Here is a 21,058-nt window from a genome sequence, read left to right on the forward strand (position 1 = left end):
ACCGCCTTTTCACATATAGTAATGTTTTATAATTTCTTCTTTATTATCGTTATAGCTTATCATATGAATTGTTTACCTGCAAGTAGTATTCATAACAAACAACTGCTTCAACTTGCTTAAAGCCTTCGTTGATATATAAGGTCTTTGCCCTTTCATTATCTGCATTTACACAAAGCACTGTCCCCTCAAAATTCTTTTCTTTGGCAAACTTCATTGCAGCTCTAAGTAGTATTCTTCCAAGACCTTTCCCTTGATATTCAGGAATCAAAGCAAGTGGCCCTATGTCCATAACTGATACTCCTTCATATATATCATTTCCTCCCCTAACAACTCCAACTGGTCTATCTTTGTGATATAGTATCATTAAGCCGCCTTCTAAATAAGAACTTCCAGAAGTCATCTCTTTAAGCATTTCTGGATGCATAGGTGTTTCACTTCCTTTAAGCTTTGAGAATCCACTATTTCTAATCTCACACCAAACTTCTTCATCTATTCCTACTCTAAATGGTCTAATTTCATAGTCTTCTGGTATTATGAAATCTGGCACTTCCATCTCTTTTCTTACTAGAAAAAATGAATATCTCTGTACAGTAAACTTTAGTTCTTCCATAACTCCTATAAGTTTTTTGTTTATTATAGGTACAAAAACAAATACTTTTTCTAAATCTTTTGCCTGTTTTATTACAGCCTCCATAAGCATTTTATAATACTTTAGATCATCTACTTCTGAATGGAATATTCTAAAAGCTGCTCTTTTTCCCTTTCTATAATAACTAGTAATTACTAAAGAAGCTGTTGCTACTATCTTATTTTCTTCATTTGTAATTATAAAAGTTGGGTTATCTTCATTAGGTTTAAATTCCTTTAGGTCTTCATCATATAAAAAAGATTCATCTACTTCATTTTTATGTTTCTTACAATATGCAATAAATTCATCTATTCTCTCATTACTCAAGTATTCTATTTTCATATATCTTCACCATCCGCTACATTAATACTTCATCTTAATTTTAATATTTAAATAAGTCTCCTTACAATAGAAAAAATATTTCTATATTATTCTTTACATATAATAAAAGGACATCTTGCCTAAAAAATAAGCAAAATGTCCAATACATTATTTCTACCAATGTGAAGGTTTAGTAAGTAATTTAGGAAGCCTAGTACTACTATCCCCTTTTGCAGCATTTATCTGCCCTTGTGTAAGAAATACACTCTTTGAAAGATTGGTTCCACTAATATCAGCATCTCTTAAATCTGCACCAATTAGATCTGCTCCACTTAAATCTACACCTCTAAGATTTGCAGCAATAAGAAACGCTCCGCTTAAATCTTCTCCACGTAAATCCTTTTTTCTAAGATCTTTACCAACAAGATCTAATCCTCCTCCAAAAATCCTCTTCCCTTTTAAAGGAGTTTTTTTCACTGAATAATATTTTTTCCTTACTTGTTCACTCACCCTCTTAAGTAATTTATTTACACCAACTCTATACATTACTAAATCTAATTTTAGAAGAGCGTCCGGCTTTAATAAAGTGAGTTCCTCAGTCTTATCTATTATTGACTTTATCTCGAACTTAAGCTCACTGGATACTTCTTGTGATGATGCTTCTGTTAAATACCATAACATTTCATGTATCTGCCTCATAATCAAAAAACACTCATACATTTCTTTAGATGATTCAGGATTCTTTCTCCAATCATTTCCCTCATAAGTGACTTGTGCAACCTTTTGACCAGCTCCAAAACAATCATATGCCATGCATCCCTTTAATCCTTTTTTCTTAAGTTCCTTATGAACTTTACATCGAAAATCTGATTGTAAGTTTATACATGGCTTTCCTGCATCCTTATTTTCAGGAAACCCTTCGGAAGCTGAAAAATATAGAGCAACGCAGCAAAAACCAAAACATTTCTCACAATCAGCCTTAAGATTTTCATTATTCATAACTTCAATTTTTATATTTTCATTATTATTTTTCATTTTAATTACCTCTACTACAATCCCTACAAATATCTATAGTATATCACAAAAAATAAGAATCCTCATAACTTGAGGATTCAACAATAGGATTATAAATATCTTTAATTATTCTTGGATTGCAAAATCTAAATTACCCTCTCTGTCTTTTTTATAAAAATATAAGAATATCCCTAATAAAAATGTAATAAACTCTGCAATAGTCATTGAGAAAATTATTCCGTGAAGTCCAATCAATGAATTTGCAATTATAATTGTTGGAATAAATAATGTTCCTTGTGAAATAGACATAATAAGTGCCTTTTTGGCTTTTCCTGTTGCTTGAAAATAACTTGTAATTAACCCAGTAAATCCATTAAATAAAGTAGATATTAGCATAACACTTAAAATATATATTCCAATTCCTATAAGACTTTTATCTGATGCAAATAATGAGAAAACATCTTTTCTAAAAATATAAACTGCTGATGAAAAAACACCTACAATTAATGCAATTGCAATAGCTGTCTGCTTCATTGCACTTTCCAATCGTTTTTTGTTATTAGCTCCAAAGGAATATCCTATTAAAGGAGTAATGCCCATAAATAATCCCATACATAAAAATTCAGGGAGTTGTACTATACGAAGAGATACTCCAAATGCAGCAATTACGTTATCCCCATAACGTACTGCAAAATTATTAAGTAATAATGAGGTAACAATCAAGAAACTCGTCATTAGAAAATCTGAAATTCCAATACTAAAAACCTCTTTTATGATTTGTTTATCAAAAGAGAAATATTTAAAAGATAAATCTATGTTTTGACTCTTTGTTTGAAGATACCAAATATAATAAATTAAAGAACATAAATTTGATAATGCAAAGGCTAAAGCAGCCCCGATAACATTAAGATTAAGAACTAAAATTAGAAGTACATCAAATATTAAATTCGCTATAGTCCCTATGATTATCCCATTCATAGATTCCTTCGCAGCTCCCTCTCCTCTAACAATTTGTTCAAGAGTAAAATTAGCTACTAGAAAAGGTGTTGCTAAAAAAAGAAATGATATATAATTTTTTGTTGCACTAAATGCTTTTACGTCAGCACCAACAATGCTTGTAATTTGATTTATAAATATCATACATAAAATCGCTACGGATACTCCAAATATCATACTTCCATATAGTACAAAAGCAGATACATTTTTAATTTTTTCAGTTTCTTTGGCTCCAAATAATCTTGAAATATAGGTCCCTCCACCTACTCCCCAAATGCTTCCTAGTGCCATTAACAAAGTCATTACTGGAAGTCCAAAGGTTATAGCTGATAGCATAATTGAATCATGAGTTAGCCCTATAAAAAATGCATTTATAATATTATAAATTGCTCCTATAGACATTCCTAGCATCATAGGTATTGATAGGTGCATTATAGCTTTACCCATTGGTGCTTTTTCTAAATAAAATTGATCTGATTTTTCATTAATATTTTCCATTACAAAATACCTCCTGTTTAAACTGTTCGATTGCGAACTATTAGAATTCTAACTATTTGTGTAGCATTTATTAATATAGATATAAAGCAAATGTACAAAATCTATATTACATATAGTAATTACAGATTTTTGTTTATTTTAGTAAGCAATCTCATTAATGTTTCAGCTTCCTCTTCTGTAAGATTAGCTGTAACTTCCCCTTCTATCTCTTCAAACCTTTTATTAAATGTTTCAATTAACTCTTTTCCTTTTGGCATAACATATAATCTTTTTTCCCTCTCATTGTCTTTGGGAATTCTTCTTTCGATATACCCTTTCTTTTCAAGTCCTTGAAGCATACTTGTTATGCTTGCACCTCTCTTATGAAAAAATTCTGCCAAATCTATTTGTATTATTCCTTCATGCTCATTAATAAAACCAATTGTGCGTCCTTGTTCTCCATTTAACCCCAGCTCTGAAATACTACTATCTGTTTTATTTTTTAACTTAATGCTAATCACTCTAAATAGGTATGAAATTGGCGCAGCTAGCTCTCTCTTCTTATCAGCCATAATTCTATATCTCCTAATAAAAAATAATAACTTAATCCTATATAAGATAAGGTCATTATAATACTTAGAATTCTAACTGTCAAGTTTCTAATTATTTATAATTTTATAGTTAATATAATTCTGTATAGAATTAATGAGAGATCCTATTCTCTATGCTGAACCATAAGATCTCTCATTGTATTATTCCATTATTACTTCTTCTATAAAGAGCGTTAAATTTTCCGACTGAACCAAATTACAGAACTCATAACCATTTTCACTTTTTACTGCTAAAATAGGTCTTGTAGTTGATCCCTTATTTTGCATAACAACTACACCTTCTTGTCCATTATTAAGTTTTACTTGTAATCCATTAGGATAGCAGTAAACTGATTGAAGAAAATATTTATAAATTTCCTTATCATATTTATCCACTGCATCTGTTGTGATTTTTTCAATTGCTACATGAGGAAGCATTGGATTCTCTCCATTAATATCTTTTATGTAATCATTACAAATACCAAGTATTTTAGCATATTCATGTACATTATCACCATTAGCACCAAAAAGTCCTGATTTATCTTCTCTTTCGTACATATAGTACACTGCCATATATGTTGTTACAGGAATTGATGGATTTCTTTTTAATATATCTTTGCCTTTTCTAACGTGGTTTTGTCCTTCTACAAATAGCTTCCCAATATCGTGCAATATTGCTGCTACTCCTAAGTTTAACAACTTTCTTTCATCATACCTTTTACTAATGCCTACCATCAATGATAACAGCGTTACATCCAGTGAGTGTAATATTAATTTTACCATTTCATCCTTTGGTGCTAAATTACTTATCATAGTAGCATTTTCCGATAAACTTATATTATCCATAATATCAGTGACAATTTCCGACACTTTAATATGATTTACTTGTTCTTTCTTTTTTACTTCTTCGTATATCTCAGCTAACCTAGATATTACATCAAGTTTTACAGGCATAGGTAATATCTCTTGCAGCGAAATCTCATCATTGCCATCTTCAATATATACAGTAATAATGCCCATTCTCTTAAGCTTTGATATAGCACTTCTGGTTAGTTTATTTCCTTTATTTAAAAACATTACTCCATATTCGGTGTAAATTGGGTTTGCTAAAACCTCACCAACTAATCTATCTGTTGTTAGAACTAACTTCATTTTTTTCTCCCCTCAAGTCAACGTATATATCTATTAATAACATAACATATTATGAAGTTTTTTTAAATATTTAAATTGAATTTATTTTTCAATTAAACAATATTATTGTATGAAATTTTGTTTATTTATTAAAGCAAAATGTCCTTACAAGTTATTTACCTATATTTACTCCAAGTCTATAAGCTTTCATTAATATATTCTTGTTATTTTTAGATGAACTTTTTTCAAAGGCTTTTGTAGCAATTAAAGTTTTAAAATGTTCTAATCCCATGCCCTTTAATTGTTTTGCAGTATACCTAAAATAACTTTTAAATAAAAATGAAAAAGGGGCTGCTTGAGTATATACCATTATCAACTTTTTTCTACCAAATCTAGGAATGTGTTTTGTCTTAACTATTTCGGTTAATGGATACAGTCTATCCAGAAGTGCTTTAGTTTGTGAAGATACTTGGCATATATATACAGGGGTTCCTATCACAATATAATCTGCTTTCTTTATTTCTTCGTAAACATCTTTCATATCATCTTTTATAGCACAATCATGTACTTTTCTACAGTACAAGCATCCTTGACATCCCCTTATATTCATATCATTTAAGTAATACTTCTTAACAACTCCACCTTCACTTTCAACTCCATTTATAATCTCTTGTACAATGGTATCAACGTTACCATTTTTTCTTGGACTTCCTATGAATGCAATTACATAAGCCATTTTAAACCCCTTCTTCCTTATCTGCGTCTTTTAGATTCATATAAACTCTAGCTAGATAATTTTCAAATTCTTCAATCTCCTCTTCACTAAAATCTTTATAATAGATTTTCGCCATGTTAGTTACTATACTTTCATATACTCCAACGTACTTTCTTCCTTTTTCTGTTATTGAAATTAATGTAGATCTCTTATCCAAATCATTTACTTTCTTTTCTATATTCCCATTAAGTTCCAATCTATCTAACATAGTAGTAAGAGTAGATTTGCTTACAGATAGTTCTTCGCATAAATTTATAATAGTCATATCATTAAACTTACTTAATATGAGCAATATTCTTCCTTGAGAATGGTTTATTTTTAAAGACTTATTCTTTTTAATCTGCTTTGTAAAAATCCTTCCTGTTAGAAAATTAATTTTACTAATCCATAACCCACCTAACTTATTATTCATAAACTTCCCTCCAAAACAAACTAGTACTATATAGTACTAGTTTACAATTGAAATTATTTTCCGTCAATGTTTAATTTTACATATATTATCGGAAGCCTTATTATATAAAGATTTATAGAGGTTTTTCGAAAATTATATATGTCGGAAAACCTAACAAATACAAAAGAAAAAGGAGGACTTAATATGCAAACAAACGAAAAAACAAACGCACCAGAGCAAACCTTATTTAGCAAGTTTGGAAACTTTCTAATACAAATGGTTATGCCAAACATAGGAGCATTTATTGCATGGGGAATTATTACAGCTTTCTTTATTGCAACTGGATGGGTACCAAATGAAAAACTTGCAACTCTTGTAGGACCTATGATTTCCTACTTACTACCTATACTAATTGGATATTCAGGTGGTAAATTAGTTGCTGGCGCTAGAGGAGGCCTTGTAGGTGCTATTGCAACTATGGGAGTAGTTGTTGGAGCAAACATTCCAATGTTCCTTGGTGCAATGATTATAGGGCCGCTTGGAGGCTTTGTAATCAAGAAATATGATCAAGCAGTAGAGGGAAAAATACCTGCAAATCTTCAGGTTTTAGTAAGCAACTTTTCTATAGGAATCATATCAGTTATTCTTACTATATTAGCTTTTTTAGGTATAGAACCTTTAGTTTATGCACTAACAGGTATATTTAAATCTGCAGTAGAATTTTTCTTAAATGCAGGTCTACTACCATTAACATCATTATTTATAGAACCAGGAAAGATTCTTTTCTTAAATAACACAATAAATCATGGTATATTAGCGCCTTTAGGTGAACAACAAGTAACTGAAATTGGCAGATCAATATTCTATTTATTAGAAACTAATCCTGGACCTGGACTTGGAATTTTATTAGCTTATTCTTTCTTTGGTAAAGGACTAGTTAAACAATCTGCACCTGGATCAATAATCATTCATTTCTTAGGAGGAATACATGAGATATATTTCCCTTATGTTCTTATGAATCCAGCATTAATACTTGCTGTAATCATTGGTGGAATAAGCGGAAACTTTACCTTTTTAATAACTGGAGCAGGATTAACCGGTGCCCCTTCACCTGGAAGTATATTTGCATTAATTAAAATGGCACCATCTGATAAACTCTTCTCAGTTCTTTTAGGCATTATAGTATCAACAATATGTTCATTCTTAGTGGCATCTTTCTTTATAAAAAGAAAAGGTATTGAATATAACGAAGAGTCAGAACACGGCACAGAAAATGTACAAGAACTTCTTGGATTAATGCAAGAAGCAAAGGATGGTAATCTACTTGTAACTTTCGGTGGACATGATGATAATAGTGCACTTGGTAAGGTTATGAAGAGCTTTAATGAAATGATAGGAAATATACGATTCTTGCTTACAAAAGTAAGTACTACTGCAAATGGAGTAATTAAAAATTCAAACGGTATGACTGAGTACATTGATAGAATTAACACTTCTTTCCACGAAATATCTGCAACTATGGAACAAGTTACTTCTGCAGTCTTTGAACAGGCTAATGATACAAGCCATAGTAATGAAAACATGATCGAATTATCTAATAGCATATCTACCTTTAAGGATGATATGAGTGATATCTCAAAAACTGTACTTCGTACAAAGCAATTAAGTGAAAATGCAACTAAATCAGTTGATATATTGACAAACAAATCTTCTGAAGTAAAACAAGCAGCTCAAAAAACTGCTGATAGAATTACTGAACTTAAATTAGATATGCAAAAGGTAAAAGATACAATAAGAATTATCGAAGAAATTGCTGAGCAAACTAATTTATTAGCATTAAATGCAGCTATTGAAGCAGCAAGAGCAGGAGAAGCTGGAAGAGGGTTTGCTGTTGTTGCTGATGAAGTAAGAAAACTTGCTAGTGAATCAAAAGATGCTTCAGTTTCTATATCTCAAATAATTAATAATGTTACACAAAAGTCTGAAGAAATAACTAACGAGGTATTAGAAACTGGAAATATGGTAGACGAACAAGCAGATGCAGTTCAAGAAGCTGCCGTTTCCTTCAATGAAATATATTCTGGAATGGAACTTATAACAAAGAGAATTGATAGTGCAAATGATTCTCTTAATAATATAACTGTTAAAAATAATGAAACACTTAAATCAATAGAAAATATATCTGCTACTACCGAAGAAACTGCCTCATCTGTTGAGGAAGTTTATGAAAATACAAAGAAGCAATCAGAAAATATTAGCAAGCTTTTAGATTTTACAAAAGATCTAAATGAAATGGCTAACAATCTTGAAGAAGAAGTTCGTGCCTTCAAAGTTGATTAAAATAAAAAGTACTTAGTGTTTTTTCACTAAGTACTTTTTGCTATTTTAAATTCCTTACTCCTGTTTCTAATATTTCCATTAATAATATTGTCTGCTCATCTGTTATTGTTTTACTCTTGCCATTTATAATTGCCTCATATAAATCATCATACACTCTTCCATAATCACCATTAACTGATTTTACTTTTTCTTCATGAATTGTGCCTTCTTCGTCTATATAAGTCAGTAGCCCATAATGCTTTATTGTATCAACACCAAAATCAGAATTCTCTGGCATATAAAATAATTTCAAATGTTCTTCTTGACGATCTTTTGTCTCTTTTACAAAACACCCTTTTTTCCCATAGACAACAAAACTTGGCCTTTCTTTAACTCTAAAATAACTAGATTTTACTGATACCTTAAAAATTCCGTAATACAAATCTAGATCAAAATAATCATTCATTCTCCCTGAGCCTAATAGCTGTCTTACATCATAGTGAATATTATCTGGTTTTCCAAGATAACTGATTACCTGATCTAATGTATGACAACCATGCCCATACAAGTACGATCCTGTAGGATTGAAATTAGTTATTCCTTCTGGAATTTCTGGACGAAAATAGTCATAATGCATTTCTAATTCAAGTAATTCTCCTAGTTTTCCTTCTTCTATTACCTTTTGAACTGTTAAAAAGTCACTGTCAAAACGTCTATTTTGATATGCTTGAACAATCAGCCCTTTCTCCTTTGCAAGAGAAAATATCTCTTTAGCCTGTTCCGATGTCTCCATAAATGGCTTTTCAACTAGACAATGTTTATTATGTTCTATCACCATTTTCGCATAATCATAGTGGCTGTCATGATTTGTGCAAACTACAACTAATTGTATCTCCTTATCATTGAGTAGTTCACTTAAATTAGAGATATAATTCACCCCATCAATTCTACTCCAGCTTTCATGATTAGGATTTCTTTGATATATAGTTTTCACTTTAATATTTTTTCTCTGAAGTACAAACGGAAGATGATATCTATTAGTACTTTTTCCATTTCCAATATACCCAATTGTAAGCATAAGTTCCCCCTTAAATTCTTATATTAAAATAAATTCTTATCATACATAATGGAATTAATTACTTACAATTAATTATATACTACTTATAAATTATACAATAGCTTATAAGCACATTTTTATTTTCAAAGAATAAAATATCACAATGATTATTAATTTATAGGAGTTTGTAAATGGGATACTATGTGAAAGTAGAACCGAATGTAAAAATTTACGTTGAGGATATTAATCCCAAAGGAGATAAAACCATACTTTTCATACATGGTTGGCCAGGAAGTCATAAATTATTTGAATATCAATTTGATACCCTTCCCCAAATGGGATATAGATGTATAGGTATTGATACAAGAGGTTTTGGAAACTCAGATAGGCCTTTCCAGGGTTATGATTATGCAAGATTGTCAGATGATGTTAGGTGTGTAATAGATGCACTTGAATTAGATGATATTATACTAGCTGGTCACTCAACTGGTGGTTCTATTGCTGTTAAATATATGGGACGGCATAAAGGACATGGTGTATCAAAACTTGCTCTTTTTGCTGCTGCAGCTCCAAGCCTTATTAAACGAGAAGATTTTCCCTATGGTCTTGATAAAGAAACTGTCTTACAACTTATTGAAGGAACATATACAGATCGTCCAAAAATGCTTAAAGGTTTTGGAGACATGTTTTTCTTCCAACATACAAGTGAAGCTTTTTCAGATTGGTTCTTCCAATTAGGATTACAGGCTGCTGGATGGTCAACTGCAGCAATTGCAAATACTTGGCTAAAAGATGTATTATTTTCAGATCTTGAAGCTATAGATGTTCCAACATTAATCATTCATGGAATACATGATCAAGTTGTTCCTTTTGAATTAGGTGAAGTACAAAATAAAAGTATCAAAAATTCAAAACTCATACCTTTCGAATTTAGCGGACATGCATCTTTCTATGATGAACGTGAGAGATTTAATAAGGAATTAGTTAAATTTATTGAAGAATAATTTCACTAAACAAAAAAGCCTAGATAAATAAAATCTATCTAGGCTTTTTTAAATAATTAATTATCTTTCATAAGCTTTTATTAACTCTGCTATATCGAACTTTTTCATCTTAAGAAAAGCTTCAGTTAACTGAGCCATCTTTTGAGCATCTTTATTCTGCATCATTTCACTCATAACAGTGGGTGTTATTTGCCATGAAAGCCCGTACTTATCTTTGATCCAACCACATTGCTCTGCTTCAGGAACGGCAGATAACTTATTCCAGAAGTAATCTATTTCCTCTTGATCATCACAATTTACTACAAATGAAATAGCTTCATTAAAGGTAAAATTGTGCTTATATCCACTATCCATAGCTGAAAAAGATAGGTTCTCAAGAATGAATTTAACCTGCATTATCGTATCTGGTTTATTAAATTCATCTCCTTCTCCATATCTATCGATATTCTCTATCTTTGAATTTTTAAAAGTAGTTGTATAGAAATTTATGGCCTCTTCTGCCTTTCCATATTGATCCCCTACAAACATTAGGGCTGGTGTGATTTTTTGCTTTATCTGAGCATCACTAGCATACATTATCTGCCATGAAAGACCATATTTATCACATACCCATCCATACCTTTCACTAAAAGGATAGGTTCCTATAGGCATAAGTGCTATACCCTCTTCAATAAACTTATTCCAGAACTTATCAACCTCTCCTAAAGTACTGCAAGAAATAACAAATGATACAGCTGGAGTAAATTTAAAATATGGGCCAGCTGATATTAGCATAAATTCCTGTCCTTCCATTTCAATTGTAAGCAATTCTGCAGTTCCAGATGGAGTGTTATTTAATATGGTTTTGTCTATTAGTCTTGACCCTTCAAATAAAGACATATAAAATTCTGCTGCCTCACTAGCTTCCTTGTCATACCATAAGTGTGGAACTATTTTTTGCATATTAACCTCTCCTTTATTTCTTTAGTTCCATACTAAAGAAATTCATATTTAATTAGCAAATTGACTCTCATGTTTCTCAAAGAAATCTTCTCTTGTTTCTAAATATTTTAATCTATGCTTAGTTGTCTCGTCAATAAATTTGTATATTGGTTCGAAAATATAATCCCAACTCCAAAGTTTGTTATTTACATTCAAATATTCTCTAAGTAGTTCTGAACTATTAGGAGCTATAGGATGGATTAAAGTAAGTGTCGTTCTTACTGCATGGAAAGCATCTATTAACACTTGTTTACGAAGTTTTTCATCTCCACTTGTTTCTGCTATCCTCATATTATTTACCCAATACTTATTCATTTTACGAATATAACTATCTAAAACATAAGTTACACTGTGGAATTCATGATTATACATATATCTTTCATAAGTTAAAATAGCATCCCTAGATTCATCTAATATCTCCTTGCTTATTTCTCCAACTGGTATATTACTTTCATAATATTTTTGTGCTGTATAGAAACATGAACGAGCTAACCTATTAAATACATTGGTTAATAAATTACCATCCTTTAAAACTGTATCTGGGCCTTGCTTATCCTCTTCTTTCATAAATGCTTGAGGCATGAAACTTACACTTTTCTTTACCAATCCAAGACTTAGAAAATGCATTCGTAATTGCTCAGCTGTATAATGATTTAATAGCTCTCTTGCCATAGGTGGCTTAACTTTACCGCTGCTACTTGCTTTCTTATCCATAAATAACAAATGATTATTTGCTATTAAATGAGGAAGATTTACATTTTCCCATTCTACTTTATCCGAACTATTTATTCCTAATAAAGCCAGTGCCATAGCCATTTCTGCATTTCCATAGAAGTAAATATTGTCTTCACCTATAAATTGATATACCTTTGAATCCTTTGAAATCCAAAAATTCTTCCATGAGTCTTTATCTTTCCCAATAGACTCAAGATAAGTTTTTGTAAAAGAAATAGGTGCCCATAAAGATTCTGGCCATACCCAGAAGGTTAAATCCTTTAAATCTTCTTTTTCTGGTACTTCTATGCCCCATTCAACATTTCCTGATAATCTAAATGGTACTAAGGTTTTGCCGGTTCTAAATCTAATTCCTAGTTTATCAAATACTTCTCTTGCCTTATCTCTATCATTTAAATTATCAAATACAAATGAAATAGAAGGTTTTTTGGGTTCATCAATTATTGTGTGTTTTGGTAGCTTATCTTCAAGATCTGATATTCCTTCTAACAGCTTACGTTTTACATAAATAATTGGTGGTTTTAAAAACTCTTCAATTGTATTTAATAAATACTTACGCCAGTTTGAATTGTTTCTTAAATAATTAACATCTTCATTTAATAGATTATTATATTCATCTAACTTAAAATACCAATTAGTAACATCCTTTAATTCAGGCGTTTTCCCTGATAATATACTTTTAGGATCTATAAGTTCACTAGGCATATATTGATGTCCTAAATCACATTCATCTGCATATCCTTTTTCTGAAGCACATCCTTCAATTGGACACTTACCTACAACTTGTCGTCCATTTAATAAAACCTTTTTATCTGGATCATAAAATTGCGGTGATGATAATTTAACTAAATATCCACCTTCGTATAGTTTGTTAAATATATTCTCTGATACTTCCTTGTGAATTTCTCCTGCTCTGTCTAGAGCTGAAGCGCCATATAAATTAAGGCTCATTTCATATTTATCTAATACTTCTTTTTGTTTTTCATGATTTTCTCTAACGTAGTCTTCTATAGTTCCGCTATATTCCCCTTCATCTACTATCTTTCTATAACTTGCTAATATAGGAGAACCATAGCAATCTGTTCCAGATACAAATATAACATTTTCAGAACCTATTCTATCTCTTAAAAATCTTGCAAATGTATCAGCGTGTACAAATACGCCTCCTACATGTCCAAAATGTAATTCTTTATTTCCATAGGGCATACCTGAAGTTATTACTGCTTTCTTAGGGAATACTGGTCTTTCTATTTTTCTATCTTCCATAATAAACACTCCTTAAAATAATAATTAGTTTATCTTTCAAAAATGAATTTATGTTATAAATGAAAAAAGCGATAAAAAAACACCTCCTACAATAAATTTTTGTAGGGGCGAATCTATCGCGGTACCACCCTATTTTATTAGTATGTCGCCATACTAACCTTATCAAGTACAAATATACTCTAGTTCTGTAACGTGAACAAACGTCATATCATCACTTATCTTTAAATAAGATCCGTATGCAGCTCCGAGCCTTGTTTCATTAAAATATCCACCATTCCCTCTCAGCAAAATAGGAACTCTCTGTAAGTTTCAATAATAACTACTCTTCTCTTCATAGCCTTTATTTTTATAAAGTATAATAAATGGAAAGAACTTTGTCAAGGGGTATTAAAGTCTGAATTACTTATATTGAAGAACAGCAATACCTTCATGTTCTTTAATATTCTCTTTATTTACATTAAGTTCAGCATATTCATGTGACTTAAGCCCAGAAACTTTAATAAACTTATCAACTTTTGCAAATACAAGCCCTAGTATTCCTAATGCCTTTGTTCTATAATGCATTGGTATAATAACTGTTGGATTTAGTTGCTTCCTTACTTTATTTGCATTTGAAGCATCTATTGTAAATCCACCACCTACAGGAAGTAATAGAATATCCACTTTGCCTATTTCTTTTACTTGCTCTTCTGATAAAATATGTCCAAGATCTCCGCAATGACATACATTTAACCCATCTATTTCAAAATTGTATATTGTATTTTTTCCCTTCTTAGCTCCTGATTCATTATCGTGAAAAGTTTCCACTCCTTTAATTTTTATACCTTTTTCATTAAAAGCCCCCAACTTATTAATAAGTACAAAACTACTCTTTACTGCATCAACATTGTTATGATCTTTGTGTTCATGACTTGTAGATACTATATCTGCTTCAATTTCAGGTAATTCATACCCTAACATTTTATTAAACGGATCCATAAGTACCTTAGTTCCATTCTCCGAAGTTATCATAAAACACGCCTGTCCAAACCATTCAATTTTCATATTAAATCTCCAATCTTTCTATTTCATATAAATTTATTATATTTTATATTATTACTAATTTAAATCAAGCTTTTTATACACCTTTAAATATACTAATACTGCATTAATAAATAACAGTGCACTTGTAATAAAGAAAACATATTTGAAACTAAACCACGCTGCAATTTGTCCTCCTAGAACTGCACCTGCAAATGCTCCTAAATATCCTGCTGCTGTAGTAAACCCAAATACTCTACCAGTAAGAGATGTTGGAGTTATTTTTTTCACCAGTATATTCACAGAAGGTATAAGCCCAGCCGCTGTTAATCCAAATAAGAAACGTAATATCATTAATTGCCATGGATTTTTTACAAATGCTTGAGGTATAAAAATAATCCCTGCAGCAATTAATGCAACCAGTATAACTTTATGAGCACCTATTTTGTCTGAAAGTTTCCCAAGCTTTGGAGCAGCTATTATATTTGCTAGACCAGAAGCTGAAAAGGTAATACCTGCAAGTAATGCAATATGATTAGCATTCTTAGATAACTCTGAAATATAAACTGTAATAATTGGTTCAACGGTATATAGCGCTATTGTTAAAATAAGAAAGGTTATGAACATAGTTATAGTTAATCCCTTTTCAGGTACGCTATTCCATACTTCCTTTATGCTAAGAGGCTTTTTATCTTCAGGATTAAATGACTCCTTTACAAAAAATAAAGTTGTAATAAATGCAATAAATAGTAATGTTCCAGTTATAAAAAATACACTTTTAAATCCTATATAATCGCTAATAAATCCACCAATAGTTGGTCCTAAAAGCGATCCTGCTATATTTGCTGTAGAAAGTGTACCTAAAGCATACCCTGCATGTGCTTCTTCTGTCTGGGTAGCTATTAATGTAGTGCAGGCAGTACTATATCCTGTAATTGCTCCTTGCAATAGCCTTAATCCTATAAGTACATAGACATTTGGTGCAAAACCCATTAATCCAACAATTATAGCCATACCAAGACTTGCTCTAAGTAACATTGGCTTCCTACCATACCTATCAGCTGCTTGTCCCCAAATTGGTGAGAAAATAGCTGATATTACATAAGTAACTCCAAATGCAATTCCTGATAATTGTGTAATTGAATTTGTATTTCCTACTCCAAGATGTTTTATATAAAGTGGTAGTATAGGCGCAATCTGACTCATCCCTATTCCAGTTACAAACATTCCAAACCAGCAAACCATTAAGTTTCTTTTCCATAATTCCATAATATTTCATCTCCATTAAATAAATCAAAGTCAGAATATATTCCTTCTGAAAATAATAATAAACTATATTTTATAGTTTGTAAACTATTATTTATAGTTTGATTAATACATTATATAATGTTAAACTATTCCTATACTTTGAAATTACAAGGAGAGATAGGGTATGCAGAAACGTAATTTAACCAAAGAGAAAATAATAGAAGTTTCCTTCTCATTAGCTGATGAGATTGGTCTTAGTAAAGTTACTTTTCCTAAAATTGCTGAGAAATTGGGTATAAAATATCCTTCATTATATAATCATTTTACTAATATGGATGATCTTAAAACAAAAATGACCATATATCTTTTAAAAAAATTTAATATTACATTAATGCAAAAATTAATTGGGAGAAGTGGCGAAGATGCCATTAGGGAATTTGCTAATTCATATAGGGATTTTGCCCTGAAAAATAAAACTGCCTATTGGCTTTTTACAAATATACCAGAGACTAGAGATGAAGAAGTTATAAATTTAGCTAACGAAACTAAGAATATAGTCCATCAAATTTTAAGCTATTACGTTAAAGACGATGAGCTTCAAGTTCATAAAAGTAGAATATTAAGAAGCCTGCTACACGGTTTCGTTACACTACATTCAGTAGGATATTTGCAAGGACCAGTTAGCATTGAAGAAAGCTTTAAGATTATGATTGATGATTTTATTTTATCTATACAAGTGAATAATATAAATAGGTAGTGCAATATTAATTTGACTACCTAAAAATGAATTAAGGCTGCATTATAAACTATATAATGCAGCCTTAATAACTTAATTTACATATTTAAAATGCTTTTTTATCTTCGTATATTTTAGGGCTAGACTTACCTATCTTTTCAAGTAAATCTTTGATTGTTGTAAATGCCTCCGAAAGCTTAACAATCTCACCCACTTCTAATACACTTAGTTTCTCTAATAATATACTCTCCATAATTTCAATAGACTTTCCAACTAAAGCTAGTCCCTTTTCAGTAAGTTTAATATGTGTAATTCTTCTATCGGCCTTATCTTTAATTTTAACTATATAGCCCAAATCGCTCAATTGTTGTAAACATCTACTAGTATTCGGAACTGTAATTGATAATCTCTTGTTTAAAATAGACGGAGTTATATCTTGAGAATTGTATATTTCAATAAGGGCCCTTGATAATAGTGGGCTGAGTCCTGAAACCCAGTATGGAAATAAATCTAGAACTTCCTTTTGAAATATTGTATGAAAATTAACTATTGTATTTATTGCTTCTTTCCTTTCAACCTCACTCATATATTTCCTCCATAAATAACTATTCTGATTTTTTATCATTTAGCGCATATTTACGGACTACTAGTATGTCTATGCTTCGATTTTTAGCCCTTCCTTCGGCTGTGGAATTGTCATATTTAGGTCTGTATTCACCATCTGCCTCAATTGAAAATTTCTCAGGTGCAACATTACCTCTATTAACGAAAAATTCCATAACATTTGAGGCACGCATATAACTTAAGTCCCAATTTGAACGGAACTTTGCATTCTTTATCGGTATATTATCAGTATGTCCACTAATTCTTATCTCATTATCTAAGTCTTTTATCATACTTGATATTTGTAAAAGCACTGGATTAAATTTTTCTATTACATCCGCTTCACCTGAATTGAAAAGAACAGTATCTTGAATGTTAATACTTAATCCTTCTGCACCAAGATTCACTTTTACTTGATTATCATATCCATTGCTTTTAATTTCTTCATCTAAGGCTGCTTTAATATCAGCCATCTTGTCTTGTTCCATTATACTATTTGTTACTTCAGCTGTCCCAGGAGTATCTCCGCCACTTTCCACCAAGACACCTTTACCACCAGCAAAAATTGCATTGAAGGTTTGACTTACTCTTGCGAGTTTTTTGTTATCTACTTGACTCATTGCAAACATTACTATGAAAAGTGCCAATAGAAGTGTCAGCATGTCCGAATATGGAAGAAGCCAGGTTTCATCAACATGTTCTTCATGATGTTCTTTTTTACGTTTCATCATTGGCCTCCTCTCAATTAATTTTCAGTAGTGCTACTACCTTCTTCAAGTCTTTTTCTTTCTTTTGGACTCAACATACTTGCTAATTTTTGTTCAATTGCCTTTGGATTTATACCTTCTTGTATAGATAAAATACCCTCTAGCATTAATTCCATATTACTTACTTCTACTGTTGACTTTCTTTTAAGTCTTGAAGCAAATGGATGCCAAATAACGTAACCAAAGAAAATACCGTAAAGTGTCGCAACGAAAGCTGAAGCTATCGATTCTCCAAGTTTTTCAGTATCATTTAGGTTTCCTAGTGCACCTATTAATCCTATAACTGCACCTAAAACTCCAAGAGTAGGAGACGTTCCTCCTGCTGTAGTAAACATGGAAGCTCCGACTCTATGTCTTTCTTCCAAAGCTTGAATTTCACCTTCAAGGACTTGTCTACAAATATCAGGTTCAACACCATCAACTACCATCTCTAAACCCCTTTTCATGAAACCTGCTTCCATCTCTTGAATTTTAGTCTCTAGAGATAGTAATCCATTTCTACGAGTTTCTTGCGCTAAATTGATTATTAGGTTTATGATGTCTATTGGATCTTGCTTTACTTTATTACTAAAAAGAGCTCCAAATAGCTTTGGCATATTTAAGAATTCTTTTGAAGTATAAGCATTCATTACTGCAGCCATAGTACCTACAAGTATAACTATTACTGCTTCTCCATTTACTAGTATAGCTACACTAGCACCTTTTAAAAGTAATCCTGTCAGAACCGCAAAAAACCCAACAACAATACCAATCAATAGAAATATGTCCATCTTCTCACCCCTTCAGTATTTATGTATTTTTCAAACCCGAAATTTGTATATTTTAGTACAAATTTGTTGATTTATGATATAGATATCTTACCATAATATATATCGTATGAAAAGTATCTTTCGATAGATTTAACTACAAATTAATTTTTTCCAACCCATGAATAATTCTCTAAGAGACAGGGATTAATCACGCTTTATGCTATTTCACAATTAACAAAAATAATTAAATTGTTACCATTTTGTGTAAGTGTTTATCTGTGCTTAACATTTATTAATTAATGACTAAATAATCTTAAACATAAAAAAGCCTGGATAAACATTATTTACCCAGACGTTCAATACAATTCAAAATCATATTTTTGTATTTTCTGCTTTAATAGAATTTATGATCATCTCTAATACAGACGAAGAAATATCATCAAACGTAATATCATCATTATTTTCAGGCAATTTAGTATAGCTCATTCTTTGCAGGATTCCCATTATTGTTTGAAATATATAGTAACCAGTTCTAGTTGGATTTATATCTTTTCTTAGTGTTCCATCACTTATTCCTTTATTAATTGCTGAATTCAGAAAATACTTTTGGCTTTCCTTACTCACAAAATTCACATATTTGTTTTTAAGTTCTTCATCTGAATCATAGGAATCATAATAAAGGTCAAATAAAACAATAAATTTCATGTGCTCTCTATGCTCTTTTGCAAATTCAATCCATGCATTAAGTATTAATTTAAGTCTTTCCAATCCACTAACATCACTATCATCTCTAACAACTATATATTCCATCATATTATCCAAAACATTCATTTGCACTTCAAATATTAATTCATCTATGGATTTAAAATGTTTATAAAAAGTAACTCTGCTTACTCCTGCTAAGTTACAAACATCCTTCACGCTAACATTAAAAAAATTATTTTCTAGAAATAAGTCTCTTGCTGCTGAAATAATCTCAACTCGATTTTTACTTTTTAAATTCTCATGCCATGAATCACTCATTTTATATAACCTCATCTTTATCTTTTTTAGTTAAGAATATTGTACCAAAAAGAATTAATGCACCCAATACATATGGCAAATTAAAATTAATATCAAAAAGGTTTCCTGCCATTATTGGTCCGATTATATTTCCCATACTAGTATAAGTAGTATTTAATCCAGAAACAAAACCTTGCTCATCACTCTTAGCTTCATTTGATAACAATGTATTTACAGTTGGCCTTAAAAATGAATTAAATGTAAAAAATAAGGAAGATACAGCTAGAAGGTAAATAAAATTAACTTTCACTATCATTAATAAAAGTGCAATTGATGTCATTAACAAAGAAAACCTAATCAATTTAAATTCTCCGAATCTAGTTACCACCTTATCTAAAAGCCATACTTGAGTCATAATCCCAATGGCAGCTCCCAGTGTAATCAATATAGAGATATATTGAGAATTAAATCCATATTTATACTCTGCATAAAGTGAATAAACTGTTTCATAACTAACCAACCCAAAAGTCATAACAAGAATTAATAACAAGTATTTAAAATATGACATATGAAATGACCTTGTAAGCTGTTTAATGATTGACTCCTGATTTTTTGATGACTTTGAAATATTTCTTTTTTCTATTGGAAGAGTTTCTGGAAGTATTATAGTTAGTAATGTTGAAATTAGTCCTAAAAATGAGGCTAAAAAATATGGCACTCGTAATCCAAATTGAGCTATTATACCTCCAATTCCAGGTCCTAATACCATACCTAAATTCATAGCAGCACTTATGTAACCCATCCCTTTTGCTCTAGTTTCTCTCGTAGTTATATCCGCAACATATGCTAAAACAGAAGGAACCATTATTCCTAACCCAATTCCCCCGATAATGCGGGCTATATAGAGTAGCATTAAAGTATGTGAAATTGCAAATATAAAATCAGCAATAACAGTTAAAGATAAGCCTGATAGTATCATTATTTTTCTACCATGCCTATCTGAGAGTCTTCCACCAATAGGTGAAAAGATGAATTGCGCTGCTCCAAAGGCTGCAACTAGGTATCCTGCAGCCGCTCCAGCAACATTAAATTGCTTAAGATAGTCAGGTAATATTGGAATGACCATACCTTGTCCCAATAAAGCAATAAATAAATTAAGCATCAATATAAATAAAGGAAACCCCTTTTTTTCATGTAGTTTGAACATTATTATCCCCCTTTGTTTACAGTTAGTAAATGGTTTACTCT

20 protein-coding genes and 1 other annotated feature are annotated in these 21,058 nt (G+C 30.9%); of the genes, 3 read left to right on the forward strand and 17 right to left on the reverse strand.

Features of this window, described 5'->3' with window-relative positions; genetic code table 11:
* Positions 1-49: 49 nt before the first annotated feature.
* From PTZ02_RS08170 to PTZ02_RS08200, 7 genes are all read right to left on the reverse strand, one after another.
* A complete protein-coding gene (locus PTZ02_RS08170) occupies positions 50-970 on the reverse strand; it encodes a GNAT family N-acetyltransferase (RefSeq protein ID WP_274227297.1) in 921 nt (306 codons plus the stop codon).
* Between the two features lie 153 nt (positions 971-1,123).
* Positions 1,124-1,984, reverse strand: coding sequence for a pentapeptide repeat-containing protein (locus PTZ02_RS08175; RefSeq protein ID WP_274227298.1), 861 nt, complete (start codon positions 1,982-1,984; stop codon positions 1,124-1,126).
* A gap of 105 nt (positions 1,985-2,089) precedes the next feature.
* Positions 2,090-3,457, reverse strand: coding sequence for an MATE family efflux transporter (locus tag PTZ02_RS08180; RefSeq protein WP_274227299.1), 1,368 nt, complete (start codon positions 3,455-3,457; stop codon positions 2,090-2,092).
* Positions 3,458-3,576: 119 nt separating this feature from the next.
* Positions 3,577-4,008, reverse strand: coding sequence for a MarR family winged helix-turn-helix transcriptional regulator (locus tag PTZ02_RS08185; RefSeq protein WP_274227300.1), 432 nt, complete (start codon positions 4,006-4,008; stop codon positions 3,577-3,579).
* A gap of 180 nt (positions 4,009-4,188) precedes the next feature.
* Positions 4,189-5,178 (reverse strand): HD-GYP domain-containing protein, encoded by a 990-nt coding sequence (locus PTZ02_RS08190; protein WP_274227301.1) that lies wholly within the window; start codon positions 5,176-5,178, stop codon positions 4,189-4,191.
* A gap of 151 nt (positions 5,179-5,329) precedes the next feature.
* On the reverse strand, positions 5,330-5,893 hold the full coding sequence (locus tag PTZ02_RS08195; protein ID WP_274227302.1) for a flavodoxin family protein: 564 nt from the start codon (positions 5,891-5,893) through the stop codon (positions 5,330-5,332).
* A 1-nt stretch (position 5,894) separates the two neighbouring features.
* Entirely contained in the window at positions 5,895-6,344 is a 450-nt protein-coding gene (locus PTZ02_RS08200) for a MarR family transcriptional regulator (protein WP_274227303.1), read from the reverse strand.
* Positions 6,345-6,527: 183 nt separating this feature from the next.
* On the opposite strand from PTZ02_RS08200, the gene mtlA reads away from it, so the two are divergent.
* Positions 6,528-8,663 carry a mannitol-specific PTS transporter subunit IIC gene (gene mtlA / locus PTZ02_RS19700; RefSeq protein ID WP_443112614.1) on the forward strand — a complete coding sequence of 712 codons (2,136 nt, stop codon included), beginning with the start codon at positions 6,528-6,530 and terminating at the stop codon, positions 8,661-8,663.
* Between the two features lie 40 nt (positions 8,664-8,703).
* Here the strand turns inward: mtlA and PTZ02_RS08215 are convergent, their stop codons facing one another.
* A complete protein-coding gene (locus PTZ02_RS08215; protein ID WP_274227304.1) occupies positions 8,704-9,720 on the reverse strand; it encodes a Gfo/Idh/MocA family oxidoreductase in 1,017 nt (338 codons plus the stop codon).
* A gap of 170 nt (positions 9,721-9,890) precedes the next feature.
* Between PTZ02_RS08215 and PTZ02_RS08220 the strand changes: the two genes are divergently transcribed.
* Positions 9,891-10,703, forward strand: coding sequence for an alpha/beta fold hydrolase (locus tag PTZ02_RS08220; RefSeq protein ID WP_274227305.1), 813 nt, complete (start codon positions 9,891-9,893; stop codon positions 10,701-10,703).
* Positions 10,704-10,763: 60 nt separating this feature from the next.
* On the opposite strand, the gene PTZ02_RS08225 is transcribed toward PTZ02_RS08220, so the two are convergent.
* The 4 genes from PTZ02_RS08225 to PTZ02_RS08240 all read right to left on the reverse strand — a co-directional run bounded on the left by PTZ02_RS08225 (position 10,764) and on the right by PTZ02_RS08240 (position 15,974).
* Positions 10,764-11,645, reverse strand: a complete 882-nt coding sequence (locus PTZ02_RS08225; protein WP_274227306.1) for a VOC family protein — start codon at positions 11,643-11,645, stop codon at positions 10,764-10,766.
* Positions 11,646-11,693: 48 nt separating this feature from the next.
* Positions 11,694-13,685, reverse strand: a complete 1,992-nt coding sequence (locus PTZ02_RS08230; protein ID WP_274227307.1) for a class I tRNA ligase family protein — start codon at positions 13,683-13,685, stop codon at positions 11,694-11,696.
* Between the two features lie 100 nt (positions 13,686-13,785).
* Positions 13,786-14,029 (reverse strand) — a binding site (T-box leader).
* A gap of 55 nt (positions 14,030-14,084) precedes the next feature.
* Positions 14,085-14,729, reverse strand: a complete 645-nt coding sequence (locus tag PTZ02_RS08235) for an MBL fold metallo-hydrolase (protein ID WP_274227308.1) — start codon at positions 14,727-14,729, stop codon at positions 14,085-14,087.
* A 54-nt stretch (positions 14,730-14,783) separates the two neighbouring features.
* Entirely contained in the window at positions 14,784-15,974 is a 1,191-nt protein-coding gene (locus PTZ02_RS08240) for a multidrug efflux MFS transporter (protein WP_274227309.1), read from the reverse strand.
* A gap of 163 nt (positions 15,975-16,137) precedes the next feature.
* Here PTZ02_RS08240 and PTZ02_RS08245 point away from each other — a divergent pair, with 163 nt between their 5' ends.
* On the forward strand, positions 16,138-16,710 hold the full coding sequence (locus PTZ02_RS08245; RefSeq protein WP_274227310.1) for a TetR/AcrR family transcriptional regulator: 573 nt from the start codon (positions 16,138-16,140) through the stop codon (positions 16,708-16,710).
* 85 nt (positions 16,711-16,795) lie between these two features.
* Here PTZ02_RS08245 and PTZ02_RS08250 read toward each other — a convergent pair whose 3' ends face one another.
* The 5 genes from PTZ02_RS08250 to PTZ02_RS08270 form a co-directional block, all read right to left on the reverse strand.
* On the reverse strand, positions 16,796-17,275 hold the full coding sequence (locus tag PTZ02_RS08250) for a MarR family winged helix-turn-helix transcriptional regulator (protein WP_274227311.1): 480 nt from the start codon (positions 17,273-17,275) through the stop codon (positions 16,796-16,798).
* Positions 17,276-17,294: 19 nt separating this feature from the next.
* Entirely contained in the window at positions 17,295-18,020 is a 726-nt protein-coding gene (locus PTZ02_RS08255) for a flagellar motor protein MotB (RefSeq protein ID WP_274227312.1), read from the reverse strand.
* 17 nt (positions 18,021-18,037) lie between these two features.
* Complete coding sequence (gene motA / locus PTZ02_RS08260) at positions 18,038-18,829, reverse strand: flagellar motor stator protein MotA (RefSeq protein WP_274227313.1); 792 nt, start codon at positions 18,827-18,829, stop codon at positions 18,038-18,040.
* A gap of 351 nt (positions 18,830-19,180) precedes the next feature.
* The gene (locus PTZ02_RS08265; protein WP_274227314.1) at positions 19,181-19,831 is read right to left on the reverse strand and encodes a TetR/AcrR family transcriptional regulator; all 651 of its coding nucleotides are present in this window, start codon (positions 19,829-19,831) and stop codon (positions 19,181-19,183) included.
* A gap of 1 nt (position 19,832) precedes the next feature.
* Entirely contained in the window at positions 19,833-21,017 is a 1,185-nt protein-coding gene (locus PTZ02_RS08270; protein ID WP_274227315.1) for an MFS transporter, read from the reverse strand.
* Positions 21,018-21,058 lie beyond the last annotated feature (41 nt).

The organism is Clostridium sp. 'White wine YQ', assembly GCF_028728205.1.
In the GTDB taxonomy this organism is placed as follows: Bacteria; Bacillota; Clostridia; order Clostridiales; family Clostridiaceae; genus Clostridium_T.

What these genes read in the sequence shown, in the direction of transcription:
- PTZ02_RS08225 (WP_274227306.1), bottom strand. Translation starts at nt 11,645, where the DNA reads ATGCAAAAAATAGTTCCACACTTATGGTATGACAAGGAAGCTAGTGAG.
- PTZ02_RS08265 (WP_274227314.1), bottom strand. Translation starts at nt 19,831, where the DNA reads ATGAGTGATTCATGGCATGAGAATTTAAAAAGTAAAAATCGAGTTGAG.
- PTZ02_RS08220 (WP_274227305.1), top strand. Translation starts at nt 9,891, where the DNA reads ATGGGATACTATGTGAAAGTAGAACCGAATGTAAAAATTTACGTTGAG.
- PTZ02_RS08180 (WP_274227299.1), bottom strand. Translation starts at nt 3,457, where the DNA reads ATGGAAAATATTAATGAAAAATCAGATCAATTTTATTTAGAAAAAGCA.
- PTZ02_RS08230 (WP_274227307.1), bottom strand. Translation starts at nt 13,685, where the DNA reads ATGGAAGATAGAAAAATAGAAAGACCAGTATTCCCTAAGAAAGCAGTA.
- PTZ02_RS08170 (WP_274227297.1), bottom strand. Translation starts at nt 970, where the DNA reads ATGAAAATAGAATACTTGAGTAATGAGAGAATAGATGAATTTATTGCA.
- PTZ02_RS08215 (WP_274227304.1), bottom strand. Translation starts at nt 9,720, where the DNA reads ATGCTTACAATTGGGTATATTGGAAATGGAAAAAGTACTAATAGATAT.
- mtlA (WP_443112614.1), top strand. Translation starts at nt 6,528, where the DNA reads ATGCAAACAAACGAAAAAACAAACGCACCAGAGCAAACCTTATTTAGC.
- motA (WP_274227313.1), bottom strand. Translation starts at nt 18,829, where the DNA reads ATGGACATATTTCTATTGATTGGTATTGTTGTTGGGTTTTTTGCGGTT.
- PTZ02_RS08250 (WP_274227311.1), bottom strand. Translation starts at nt 17,275, where the DNA reads ATGAGTGAGGTTGAAAGGAAAGAAGCAATAAATACAATAGTTAATTTT.
- PTZ02_RS08235 (WP_274227308.1), bottom strand. Translation starts at nt 14,729, where the DNA reads ATGAAAATTGAATGGTTTGGACAGGCGTGTTTTATGATAACTTCGGAG.
- PTZ02_RS08255 (WP_274227312.1), bottom strand. Translation starts at nt 18,020, where the DNA reads ATGAAACGTAAAAAAGAACATCATGAAGAACATGTTGATGAAACCTGG.
- PTZ02_RS08200 (WP_274227303.1), bottom strand. Translation starts at nt 6,344, where the DNA reads ATGAATAATAAGTTAGGTGGGTTATGGATTAGTAAAATTAATTTTCTA.
- PTZ02_RS08245 (WP_274227310.1), top strand. Translation starts at nt 16,138, where the DNA reads ATGCAGAAACGTAATTTAACCAAAGAGAAAATAATAGAAGTTTCCTTC.
- PTZ02_RS08195 (WP_274227302.1), bottom strand. Translation starts at nt 5,893, where the DNA reads ATGGCTTATGTAATTGCATTCATAGGAAGTCCAAGAAAAAATGGTAAC.
- PTZ02_RS08185 (WP_274227300.1), bottom strand. Translation starts at nt 4,008, where the DNA reads ATGGCTGATAAGAAGAGAGAGCTAGCTGCGCCAATTTCATACCTATTT.
- PTZ02_RS08270 (WP_274227315.1), bottom strand. Translation starts at nt 21,017, where the DNA reads ATGTTCAAACTACATGAAAAAAAGGGGTTTCCTTTATTTATATTGATG.
- PTZ02_RS08190 (WP_274227301.1), bottom strand. Translation starts at nt 5,178, where the DNA reads ATGAAGTTAGTTCTAACAACAGATAGATTAGTTGGTGAGGTTTTAGCA.
- PTZ02_RS08240 (WP_274227309.1), bottom strand. Translation starts at nt 15,974, where the DNA reads ATGGAATTATGGAAAAGAAACTTAATGGTTTGCTGGTTTGGAATGTTT.
- PTZ02_RS08175 (WP_274227298.1), bottom strand. Translation starts at nt 1,984, where the DNA reads ATGAAAAATAATAATGAAAATATAAAAATTGAAGTTATGAATAATGAA.